Source organism: Photorhabdus africana (assembly GCF_035181445.1).
GTDB lineage: Bacteria > Pseudomonadota > Gammaproteobacteria > Enterobacterales > Enterobacteriaceae > Photorhabdus > Photorhabdus laumondii.
In genome coordinates this window covers 1-518 of the sequence record NZ_JAXBVE010000167.1, presented here as the reverse complement: position 1 = coordinate 518, position 518 = coordinate 1, and the positions used below count along the sequence as shown (strand labels likewise).

Genomic DNA, 518 nt, shown 5'->3' with positions numbered 1-518 from the left:
CGCGAACCCAAAACCCCGACGGGCACTTTGCCGATTTTAGCTCGCTTTTTCCCCGATGTCAGTGCCGGGTTTCGGCCCGCTTTTTCTGCCGGAACCGGGTTTTCTCGATAACCCGGGGCGGCGGGGCAGCTTGCCTGCGCCGCTGTCGCGGGTTGGCCGGGTGCGGGCTGGCGAAGCCCGCTTATCGACGGGATTCAGCGGGGAGCCCCCGCCCGCGGGGGCGGACGGGGCGGAGATGGCGAGTACGGGAACGAGCAAGGAGCCTGCGACTGCGAGCCGGACGCAGCCAGTGCAGCGGGGTTGGGCGGGGGCAATAAACTGCGGCCAGCTCGCTGGCCTGCTTTCAGGGCCGTTGACCTTGGCAGCCTGACCGGCAACGGTTTTAGGCGGATGTTAACACCGGAGCCGCCAGGGACGGCGGCGACTGCGGCGGTGGGATTTTGCACTGCGGCTGACAGCGGAAGGCGTCCGCCTTGCGCGCCACGGGGGCTAAGAAGCTCCACCCGGCGGCCAGCCGC

At 68.9% G+C, this 518-nt stretch carries 1 protein-coding gene; it reads left to right on the top strand.

Going from position 1 to position 518, the window contains the following annotated elements; translation table 11 throughout:
• Nucleotides 1-300: 300 nt before the first annotated feature.
• Nucleotides 301-518: hypothetical protein (locus SLS51_RS23240; protein WP_323840840.1), on the top strand; the 218-nt coding region annotated here is incomplete at its 3' end.